Source organism: Oligella ureolytica DSM 18253 (genome assembly GCF_000373745.1).
GTDB lineage: Bacteria > Pseudomonadota > Gammaproteobacteria > Burkholderiales > Burkholderiaceae_B > Oligella > Oligella ureolytica.
This window is the reverse complement of sequence record NZ_KB892313.1, coordinates 91,218-101,592: the sequence shown is the minus strand read 5'-3', so window position 1 is coordinate 101,592 and position 10,375 is coordinate 91,218. Positions and strand designations below refer to the sequence as shown.

Below are 10,375 nucleotides of genomic sequence, written 5' to 3'. Positions count from 1 at the left end.
ATAGCACATCGTTATGAACGCTTTAGTTTAGCCATTACGTCTAACAAGTCGTTTGAAGAGTGGGATGAGTTATTTGACGATACCACGATGACGGTAGCAGCCATCGATCGACTAGTACACCATGCCACGATGATTCATTTTACAGGAGATAGTTACCGCAAAAAAGAAGCACTGGAAACTCAACAGAACGGGCAGTAAAAAACCGGCCAAGTTAATTGACGCAAAACCGGACAAAGTAGTTGACGTTCTATAGGAAGCTGAGAGCGATGATCAAATTTAGTCATTAGCCTAGCTTCTCTAAATTCATTTATCTCTTTAGATGTGATTTCAAAAAAACCATTTTTTTTAATTTCATCGAGGATTTTATATTTTAAAAAAATCTTTTCCCAATTTTGGTCTAGTTTTGTATTGCTACTCATAGTTTCGTATTAGTACTTCCTCAACATCGCCTCTTTTAACTGCATTTGAGTTAATAGCTCTTTTAGCTTTAATGATGTGGATATCATAATTTTGGTATTGCTCTAGAATAAAACTAGATGCTGAGTTTGAAAGTAAGAATTTGACCCCTTTATTATTGAGTTCATCGCATGCTTCTCGTAATCTTATTTGGTCTTCAATATTAATTCCCCCTTTTACATATCCAGTAAAATTTGAACTTTCAGAAATAGGGTGGTAGGGAGGATCTAAGTAAACAAATGAGTTGTTTGTCGTGTTTTTTAATATTTCTAAATAATCACCACTCATGATCTCAATATTGTTCGCGTTTAAGTAATGACTAACAGCTTTAATAACAGGCTCATTAACAATATTAGGATTTTTATATCTTCCGAAAGGTGCATTAAACTCTCCGGCATTATTAACCCGATACAAGCCATTAAAACAAGTTTTATTAAGAAAAATTATTCTTGAGGCCCTTTCTATAGGACTAAGATTAGAAAAGCTTTCAGTCCTATCAAGACCACGTATTGCATAAAAGTAATCAGATTCATTTTTATGTTTTTTAAGGTCTTGAATTAGTTCTGCAGCGTTGTTTTTGATGGTTAAATATACATTTATTAATTCTTCATTAAAGTCATTGATAATTGCATTTTTTGGTTGAAGATGAAATAAGACAGAACCCCCACCAATGAAGGGCTCAACGTACATATGTCTGTTAATTGTATTTGGCAATAACTTAACAATTTCAGACATTAATTGTCTTTTACCACCGGCCCACTTCACAAAAGGCGTGACCAATTTATTTTTCTGTGTGTTTTTCATGAGCTTTAATATTTTAGATTTAAATTTTAACTCTTAAATTACAATAATATTAGTACCAACGTATTAGTTTAATAGCGGTATAACTAGTTTTTTCTTGTTATTGAGCTGTGATTTTTATTTAAGAGTAGATGTATAGATTGTAACTGTATAAGTATACAGTTAATTGGGTGGTTTTGTATAGTGAATGCACTCTAGCTAAATTGCTTGATTAGTTTAAACTTATTTAAGTTAGTAAAATCAATGAGTAATTTTTATGTTGCGAAATTATGAATATGAAAGACTATAAATTACCATTACGTTTTGTGTGGGGCTTGTTCTTTTTAGCAATACTCTGTTTATTAAGCAGTGAAGCTTTAGCACAGGGAAGAAAATCCTGTGGGTAACCACCCCCTAAATTAACACAGCACGAATTTAGAATTTTCCTTTATAGTTAAATTATCGTTTGTTAGTCTAGCTCAAAGCATTAAGTCTCATCCTGATTTTAAAATGAAGTATCAAGATGAGCCGGATGCACAAAATCGTCGACTCGCCTTTGATCGTATTTTAACCGAGGTTATGCTGGACCGCCGTCGCAGTGACCTTGAGATCTACCGCTTATTTGCGGTTGATGAAGCATTTAAAGCTTCGCTGGGTCAGTCTTTGCAGAATATGCTGGGAGAGTACTAAGCTTTAAAAAATAGGGGTGATCGTAAAATCACCCCAATCCCCATCACCTAATATGCTCCGCCTCTTCAAACTTATCCACCGTTCTCAGTGGCTTAAAGCGCCAGGCCATGGCAGCAGCCACCCCTAAGGTGCAGAGACCTCCAAAGACAGCAGCAGGCACGGCACCGATTAAAGCAGCGCTGGTGCCCGCTCTGAAGGTGCCCAATTCATTAGATGAGCTGATAAACAGCATATTGACTGCGTTGACTCGACCACGTAAATAATCAGGAGTAGAGAATTGTACGAGTGCCGAGCGTATGTATACGCTAATCATATCGCCGGCACCGGCAACGACCAGTGCAGCAAAAGACAACCAGAAAATTGTTGAGAAGGCAAAGACCAGGTTGGCAATACCAAAGACGGCAACGGCCGTAAACATGACTTTACCGACATGGCGATTAAATGGTCGACGGCTCAGGTAAAGCCCGGTACCGATTTCACCAATGGCCATGGCGCTACGTAATAGCCCCAAACCGGTGGAGTCAACCTGTAAAACTTCCAGAGCATAAATAGGTAAGAGAGCGACGACACCGCCAAGTAATACGGCAAATAAATCTAAGGTGATCGTGCCTAAGATAATCGGATTCTTCCAGATAAAGCACAGGCCTTCTGAGAAGCGTTGAAGTACCGTGGTGGAGTTACTTGCGGGGGTGCTATGTTGCTCACTGAATAAGATCGGCACAAAGGTTAATAAAAATATAGCGATGACAAAAAATAGGCAACAAACGGCATAGCTTAAACCACCGATATAAGCATAGAGTAAACCGCCGAAGACAGGGCCGATGATGGTGGCTACTTTCATTAACATGCTATTGGTAGCCAGTGCTTGAGCTAGTCGTTCACGCGGCACAATTTGCGGTAATAAGCTTTGTAGTGCCGGTCCGTTAAAGGCACGTCCCACTCCAAAGAGTAATAAAACAATGTAGAAAGCATAGACCTTATCGTTTTCACTATAAGAGAGCCAGACCAATAAAGCACTACAGACTGCTAAAACAGCTAAGCTAATTGAGAGAACTGTTTTACGATTAAATCGGTCAATGAGGTCACCGGCATAAGGCAAAAACACCAGCATCGGGATAAATTGAGCCAAGCCGACATAGGCTAATGACATAGGGTCGCGAGTGATTTCGTAGATTTGCCAGCCAACCACGATAGCCTGAATTTGCATGGCAAAGACGGCACACATACGTGCAATCAGAAAGGGTAAAAAACCAAGTGTCGCGAAAATATTAGAAGGCTTCAATTTAATACCAATAATGTGTTTTTTAATTTTTTTAATTTTTTAATACGCCGAAAGTACATGTGTTAGCTAGGTGTAACTTCATCAAAGCGATCAACTAGTCTAAGCGTTTTAATGCGGTTAGTAATGAGTGCGACGACAACTAAGGTGCAAAGACTACCCAATACCGCCGTCGGTACAGTGCCTATGAGTGCAGCACTTGTACCTGCACGGAAGCTGCCGAGCTCCGTTGCTGAGTTTGAAAAGAGCGAATTAACGGCATTAACGCGTCCACGTAGATAGTCTGGCGTGGCATATTGCATCAGCGCCAAACGCACATACACGCTCACCATATCTGCCGCACCGGCCACCATTAGGGTGGCAAATGATAACCAGAAGATACTTGATAGTGAAAAGGCTAAGTTGGCACAACCAAAAATTGCTACGGCTATCAGCATGGCTTTACCCACATGGCGTTCAAACGGATAGCGACTCAGATAAATACCGGTAGCGATTTGACCAATTGCCATAGCACTTCTTAGCAGTCCGAGCCCGGCTGAATCCGTATGCAAGATATCTTGCGCATAAATGGGCAGAAGAGCAATAACTCCTCCTAAAAGCACGGCGAATAGGTCGAGACTTATACTACCTAAAATAATCGGCTGCTTCCGGATAAAGCGGATACCTTCAGAAAATCGTTGCCACACGTTACTGCCATTGTTTGTCGGCTTTTTATGCTGATCCCTATACAGAATCGGTACGAATTTGAGTAATAAAATGCCAAAAAGATAAGCGATACAGCAGACCAGATACGTCAACACACCGCCGGCATAGGCATAAAGTACCCCACCAATCATAGGGCCGCTGATGGTAGCTATTTTTACCGTCATGCTATTGGTTGCAATGGCTTGAGCCAAACGTTCACGAGGAATAATTTGTGGCAAGAAGCTTTGTAGAGCAGGCATCATAAAGGCACGGCTGGCACCAAAAAGCAGCAGTGCCACATAAAAACCCATCACATTCGTACTGTTTGTCAAAGACATCCAGACCAATATGCCGCTGCAAAGGGCCGCAACAAACCAACTGATTGCAAGAATGGCTTTACGGCTAAAACGATCAATCACATCCCCTGCATAGGGTAATAAAAGTAGCATGGGGATAAATTGTACTAAACCGACATAAGCTAAAGATAAGGGATCGCGAGTGGTATCGTATACTTGCCAAACCACAACAATGGCCTGTATCTGCATGGCAAATACAGCGCATAGTCTAGCTGCTAGAAAAGGCAGGAAACCAGGCGTGGCGTAAATAGTAGTCGACTTCAAGTGATGGATGGCCTGATGAAGAGGGTATTTTTGATTTTGAGTTTAGTTGCTTGATCTTAACCGATGATGGTCATTTTAGCCATAAAAAAACGGCACCCATAAAGTGCCGTTTTAAAAACATTCGTTTTTTAATTACTCATCATAGACATCATAATCAAAGTATTCTTTGGCGATTTTGTCATAGGTGCCATCGGCGCGAATCTCATCAAAGGCACGATTTAAGTCGGCTAATAAGTCTTTATCCTCCTTACGGACGGCAAACGCGGTACCTTTACCAAAGATAGCCTCATCAGCTGAGGTGGGAATAGGATCACCTAAGACTTCATACTCTGCACCCCGTGGGCTATTTAAAAACTCGTCGGCTACACCACTATCGGCAAACACAGCATCTAAGCGACCGGTGACCAAGTCGTTAGCGGCATCTTCAAAGGTTTTATAGCGGCGCAGGGTGGCGTCAGTGAAATACTTTGTCGCGTAATTATCCTGAATAACGCCTTGCTGCACGCCGATGGTCAATCCCTTAGTACCTTCTTTGGTAGGTTCAGCTTGGGTGCCTTTTTTACCAAATAAAGGGTTGGGCGTAGACCATACTTTTTGAGTAAAAGCCACAGCCCGCTCACGCTCCGGAGTGACACTCATTGAAGACGCAATCACATCAAATTTTTTAGCACGAAGGGCAGGGATAATACCGTCCCAACCTTGGTTTTGGAAAGTGCAGGTGGCATTTAAACGCTCACACATGGCCTTGGCCAGATCAATGTCAAAACCGACAATGTCGCCGTTCGGCGCAGTGGACTCAAAAGGTGGGTAGGTCGCATCGGTACCAAAACGAATGGTACGATCCTGTGCGCTAGCTAAGCTACTGGCAAGTGCAAAGCTGAGTAACGTAGCACCAAATAGCTTTTTAGTTATTGCCATTATTAACTCCTTTTTATTTGAAACTTAGAAAAATAATGTGTAAAACTATAGCCCTGTTTTGCCCTAATTTCTATAGGGGATAAGCATAGGTTTAAGAAAATAGGCTGCATTGTGTCCAAATTGCGCTTTATATAGTGAGCTTACAAGGTTTTTAACGATCGATTGCTTCTTTTCGGTAAAATCACTGCAATAAGAGAAGAGGTCCTATGTTTAATTTAGAAATTATTTGGCAATACATGCCAAGGATTTTGCAAGGCGCTGTTTTAACAGTTGAGCTTGCGGTTATTTCAGTGCTTTGTGCGATTCTGATCGGTCTGGTGGCTGCGTTGATGCAGCTATCCGGTAGTCGTTTGCTTAGTGCGATTAGTGTGGCTTATTCTACGATCGTGCGTGGCGTGCCGGATTTGATTTGGATGTTGATGGTCTACTACAGTGCTCAGCTTGGGCTTAATGCTGTGACCACCGCCTTGGGTTGGAGTTATTTTGAAATTAGCCCCTTTGCCGCGGGTGTCTTTACCCTAAGCTTTATTTTCGGGGCGTATTTTACAGAGACGTTTAGAGCGGCGATTTTGGCGGTGCCTAATGGGCAGATTGAGGCCGGCCATGCCTATGGACTGACATCTTTTCAAGTCCTCAAGGACATCACCTTTCCTTTAATGATGCGCTACGCCTTGCCTAGTGCAAAAAACAACTGGTTAGCCTTAACCAAGTCGACCGCTTTGGTGTCTATTATCGGCTTAGACGATATGACACGTGTTGCCCAACAGGCGGGTAGTTCCACCCAATCTTCTTTTGCCTTTAATTTGATTTCAGCCTTACTTTATTTACTGATTACCTATGTTTCATTAAAGGTGTTTGTGTTTGTTGATAAGCGCTATCAGCGTGGTGTGATAGCAGGAGGGGTCAATGAGTGATACTTTAGCGCTTTTTTGGCTCGCCTTATTGCAATGTCTAAATGCATTGCCTATCACCGTCATGCTCACCGTGGTGTCTGTGTTAATCGGATTCATCATTGCTTTGCCATTATCTGTTATTTCTTTAAACACCGGTTCGTTGAGTGCCCGATTAACCAATGGCTTTGTATTTTTCTTTACCGGTACGCCATTATTAGTACAGCTATATATCTTTTATTATGGGATTCCCAGTCTTGAACCGGTGCGAGACCTGATGCAGCTGCCGGGTTGGGGCTTTTTAAAATCCGGCTATATTTGGGTGTTAACTGCTCTGACGCTAAATACAGCGGCTTATTCAACCGTGATTTTTGCTGGTGCGATCAAAAACACCGATCGTGGTGAAATTGAGGCGGCAAGGGCCTATGGAATGAGTAGAGCGCAAGCACTTAAACAAATTATTATTCCGTCCAGCTTGAGACGTGCTTTGCCTGCCTATAGTAATGAAGTGATCATGACCATGCATGCCACTGCCTTAGCGTCGACGGTGACAATTGTTGAGATTACCGGCGCAGCGAGTTACTTCAATAGTACCTACTATGAGCCATTTATTGCCTATTCGGCAGCGGCGGTGCTTTATCTAATTCTTAATACGCTTTTAGTGGTCACGTTTAGGCGAGTTGAGAGGAGATATCTGGCACACCTCCATTATCGCCGTGGAACAGCCTAGGTTTTACCCTCGCAGTGTCTTAATTATGCAGTTTAAAGACGTACTTCCCTTGTGTAGTCTATTCAATTTGCTAAAAAAACGTTACACTTATTATAAGGGGTAGTGTTTTTAGCACTACCAAGTTTTTAACATCAGTATTGCCTGTCAGAGGTGATACTGACGTTGCTTTACATTAACTGTCTGGAGGCTCGTATGGTAAAAATTACTAGACGACAATTCTTCAAGGCAACCGGTACAGCAGCGGCAGGGTCTAGCTTAACGCTACTTGGTGCGGCGCCAACGTCAGCCGTAGCTGAAGTTAGACAATATAAATTATTGCGCATGACTGAAACGCGCAATACCTGTCCGTATTGTTCGGTAGCCTGTGGATTATTAATGTACGGTATAGGTGATGGTGCTAAAAATGCCATCGATACTATCGTACACATTGAAGGTGACCCTGATAACCCTGTTAACCGCGGCGCTCTCTGTCCTAAGGGTGCAGGTTTAGTTGACTTCATCCATAGTGAGAATCGCTTAAAGTATCCTGAGTATCGTGCTCCGGGTTCTGATGAGTGGGTTCGCATCTCATGGGAAGAGGCAATTGAAAAGACTGCCCGTCTTATGAAGGATGACCGTGATGCCAACTTTATCGAGAAAAATGAAAAGGGCCAAACGGTCAATCGTTGGTTAACTACAGGAATGTTAGCAGCATCTGCATCACCGAATGAAGTGGGTTATATCACTCACAAAGTCGTTCGTCCGATGGGGATGGTAGCATTTGATAACCAGGCTCGTGTTTGACATGGTCCGACGGTGGCAGGTCTTGCCCCGACGTTTGGCCGTGGTGCGATGACGAACCATTGGGTAGATATTAAAAATGCTAACGTTGTATTAGTTATGGGCGGTAACGCCGCTGAAGCACACCCTGTAGGCTTTAGATGGGCAATCGAAGCAAAAACTCGTAACAATGCGACATTGATTTGCGTGGATCCGCGCTTTAACCGTACAGCCTCAGTAGCCGATGTTTATGCGCCTATCCGTACCGGTACGGATATTGTCTTCTTGGGTGCGATGATCAAGTACTTACTTGATAACAACAAGATCCAGCATGAATACGTACGCAGTTACACTGACTTCAGTTACATCGTTCGTGATGACTTCGATTTTAATGAGGGTATTTACTCCGGCTATAGCGAAGAGACCCGTACTTACGATCGTAGTACGTGGGATTACGAGCTTGATGGCGATGGTCAGGTTAAGTCCGATCCGAGCTTAAGACATCCGCGCTGTGTTTATCAGTTGATGAGAAAGCACTATGAGCGTTATACGCCTGAGATGGTTGAGCGTGTCTGTGGTACGCCCAAGGATAAGTTCCTTGAGATCGCCGAGATCTTGGCATCAACTCATGTACCTAACCGTACGTTGACTATTCTCTACGCGTTAGGCTGGACTCAACACTCTATCGGTTCGCAGATTATTCGTACCGCTGCGATGATGCAGTTGTTATTGGGTAATATCGGTATGCCGGGCGGTGGTGTTAATGCCCTACGCGGTCACTCCAACATTCAAGGTCTGACTGACTTAGGATTGATGTCTGACTTATTGCCGGGTTATCTGAGCATCGGTAGAGACGGCGAATCGTATGAGGACTACATCTCGGCACGCGCGCCAAAAGCGATGCGTGATAATCAGCTAAATTACTGGGGTAACTACAGAAAATTCTGGGTCAGCCTAAGTAAAGCATGGTTTGGTAAAGCAGCTCAAGCAGACAATGACTTCTGTTATGACTGGTATCCTAAATTAGACAAACCATACGATATGTTGCGCGCCTATGAGATGATGACTCAAGGACAGATCAACGGTTATATCTGTCAGGGCTTTAACCCATTAGCTGCTGCACCTCACAAGAAGAAGCAATCAGAAGCTTTTGCTAAATTGAAGTTTATGATTGTGATGGATCCGCTACGTACTGAGACATCCGAGTTCTGGAGTAATCAAGGCGAAGAAAACGATGTTGACACAGCTTCAATCCAGACTGAGGTTATTCGTTTACCGACGACTTGTTTCGCTGAAGAAGCGGGTGCTTTAGTTAACTCCGGTCGCGTTTTACAGTGGCACTGGAAGGGCAAAAACCCTCCGGGCGAAGCCAAGAGCGATATTGAGATCATGGCGTTGATCTACAACCGCATTAAAGAGCTTTACATTGAAGAGGGCGGTGCCTTCCCTGACCCAATCGTTAACCTTAATTGGCCATATGCCCAACGTTTAAATCCAACGGCGGATGAACTGGCCAAAGAGATGAACGGTAGTGCGCTCGAAGATATCAGTGCTACGCGTAAAGCCGGTCAGCAATTAGCTGGTTTTGCTGAGTTGCGTGACGATGGCTCTACGGCATGTGGCTGCTGGATTTACTCTGGCTCATTCACGGAGCAAGGCAATATGATGGCGCGTCGCGATAACAGCGACCCGACAGGTATTGGTCAAACCCTTAACTGGGCTTGGGCATGGCCTGCTAACCGTCGTATTCTTTACAACCGTGCATCAGCTGATGCCAGTGGTAGACCATGGGATAAGGATCGTGCCTTAGTTTACTGGAATGGCAAGGCGTGGGTAGGTGCTGACGTACCTGACTACAAAGCCGATGAAGCACCAGAAAACAATATGGGTCCGTTCATTATGAACGCAGAGGGATCTGCTCGATTCTTTGCCCGCAAGGCAATGGCCGAGGGTCCGTTCCCTGAGCACTATGAGCCGTTTGAGACGCCGTTGAAGACTAACCCATTGAACCCGAATCAACCTCGTGCTTTAAATAACCCGGGTGCCCGTGTGTTTAAACGCGACTTGGAAGATATGGGTAAGGTAGAGGACTTCCCTTATGTCGGTACGACCTATCGTATTACTGAGCATTTCCACTATTGGACTAAAAACGTTAAGTTAAACGCTATCGCTCAACCTGAGCAGTTTGTTGAGATTGGTGAGGGTTTAGCTAACAAGCTTGGTATTAAGGCAGGTGACCGCGTTAAGGTATCATCTAAACGAGACTACATCAAAGCCGTTGCTGTGGTAACTAAGCGCCTCATGGCGCTTAATATCGATGGCAATGAAGTGCACCAAGTCGGTATTCCAATTCACTGGGGCTTTGTCGGTGTGGCTAAAAAAGGCTTCTTAGCCAATAGCTTAACCCCTGCAGTCGGTGACGGTAATACTCAAACGCCTGAGTTCAAGTCCTTCTTAGTCAATGTTGAAAAGATTTAAGTTAATTATTTCTTATTAAAGAAGCTAAGTAGGTAGCTCTAGTAAACTGCTCTACAGTAAAATGTAGAGCAGTTTTTCTATTGGAGTATAA

General features: G+C 43.4%; 10 protein-coding genes. 5 read left to right on the top strand and 5 right to left on the bottom strand.

What is annotated here, in order from left to right:
• The coding region (locus B092_RS0109190) for an ATP-binding protein (RefSeq protein ID WP_018574948.1) at window positions 1–198 on the top strand (198 nt) is incomplete at its 5' end.
• Here B092_RS0109190 and B092_RS0109185 read toward each other — a convergent pair.
• Window positions 180–419, bottom strand: coding sequence for a type II restriction enzyme (locus B092_RS0109185; RefSeq protein WP_018574947.1), 240 nt, complete (start codon window positions 417–419; stop codon window positions 180–182). The genes B092_RS0109190 and B092_RS0109185 overlap by 19 nt on opposite strands.
• A complete protein-coding gene (locus B092_RS0109180; RefSeq protein ID WP_018574946.1) occupies window positions 412–1,260 on the bottom strand; it encodes a DNA adenine methylase in 849 nt (282 codons plus the stop codon). The genes B092_RS0109185 and B092_RS0109180 overlap by 8 nt, the downstream gene beginning before the upstream one ends.
• A 486-nt stretch (window positions 1,261–1,746) precedes the next feature.
• Between B092_RS0109180 and B092_RS0109175 the strand changes: the two genes are divergently transcribed.
• Window positions 1,747–1,926 carry a hypothetical protein gene (locus B092_RS0109175; protein WP_018574945.1) on the top strand — a complete coding sequence of 60 codons (180 nt, stop codon included), beginning with the start codon at window positions 1,747–1,749 and terminating at the stop codon, window positions 1,924–1,926.
• A gap of 43 nt (window positions 1,927–1,969) precedes the next feature.
• Here the strand turns inward: B092_RS0109175 and B092_RS0109170 are convergent, their stop codons facing one another.
• The 3 genes from B092_RS0109170 to B092_RS0109160 all read right to left on the bottom strand — a co-directional run bounded on the left by B092_RS0109170 (window position 1,970) and on the right by B092_RS0109160 (window position 5,427).
• On the bottom strand, window positions 1,970–3,208 hold the full coding sequence (locus B092_RS0109170) for an MFS transporter (RefSeq protein WP_018574944.1): 1,239 nt from the start codon (window positions 3,206–3,208) through the stop codon (window positions 1,970–1,972).
• A gap of 62 nt (window positions 3,209–3,270) precedes the next feature.
• Window positions 3,271–4,509 carry an MFS transporter gene (locus B092_RS0109165; RefSeq protein WP_026253702.1) on the bottom strand — a complete coding sequence of 413 codons (1,239 nt, stop codon included), beginning with the start codon at window positions 4,507–4,509 and terminating at the stop codon, window positions 3,271–3,273.
• Window positions 4,510–4,641: 132 nt separating this feature from the next.
• Window positions 4,642–5,427: a transporter substrate-binding domain-containing protein gene (locus tag B092_RS0109160; RefSeq protein ID WP_018574942.1), complete on the bottom strand. Its 786-nt coding sequence runs from the start codon at window positions 5,425–5,427 to the stop codon at window positions 4,642–4,644.
• A gap of 206 nt (window positions 5,428–5,633) precedes the next feature.
• Between B092_RS0109160 and B092_RS0109155 the strand changes: the two genes are divergently transcribed.
• The 3 genes from B092_RS0109155 to fdnG all read left to right on the top strand — a co-directional run bounded on the left by B092_RS0109155 (window position 5,634) and on the right by fdnG (window position 10,284).
• Window positions 5,634–6,341 (top strand): ABC transporter permease, encoded by a 708-nt coding sequence (locus tag B092_RS0109155; RefSeq protein ID WP_018574941.1) that lies wholly within the window; start codon window positions 5,634–5,636, stop codon window positions 6,339–6,341.
• Window positions 6,334–7,047 carry an ABC transporter permease gene (locus tag B092_RS0109150; protein WP_018574940.1) on the top strand — a complete coding sequence of 238 codons (714 nt, stop codon included), beginning with the start codon at window positions 6,334–6,336 and terminating at the stop codon, window positions 7,045–7,047. The genes B092_RS0109155 and B092_RS0109150 overlap by 8 nt, the downstream gene beginning before the upstream one ends.
• Before the next feature lie 192 nt (window positions 7,048–7,239).
• On the top strand, window positions 7,240–10,284 hold the full coding sequence (gene fdnG, locus B092_RS0109140; protein WP_147277838.1) for a formate dehydrogenase-N subunit alpha: 3,045 nt from the start codon (window positions 7,240–7,242) through the stop codon (window positions 10,282–10,284).
• The last annotated feature ends 91 nt before the right edge of the window (window positions 10,285–10,375 follow it).

Bases quoted from the DNA above. Each gene is read 5' to 3' on its own strand.
- B092_RS0109185 (WP_018574947.1), bottom strand. From the start codon at position 419: ATGAGTAGCAATACAAAACTAGACCAAAATTGGGAAAAGATTTTTTTA.
- B092_RS0109180 (WP_018574946.1), bottom strand. From the start codon at position 1,260: ATGAAAAACACACAGAAAAATAAATTGGTCACGCCTTTTGTGAAGTGG.
- B092_RS0109175 (WP_018574945.1), top strand. From the start codon at position 1,747: ATGAAGTATCAAGATGAGCCGGATGCACAAAATCGTCGACTCGCCTTT.
- B092_RS0109160 (WP_018574942.1), bottom strand. From the start codon at position 5,427: ATGGCAATAACTAAAAAGCTATTTGGTGCTACGTTACTCAGCTTTGCA.
- B092_RS0109155 (WP_018574941.1), top strand. From the start codon at position 5,634: ATGTTTAATTTAGAAATTATTTGGCAATACATGCCAAGGATTTTGCAA.
- B092_RS0109150 (WP_018574940.1), top strand. From the start codon at position 6,334: ATGAGTGATACTTTAGCGCTTTTTTGGCTCGCCTTATTGCAATGTCTA.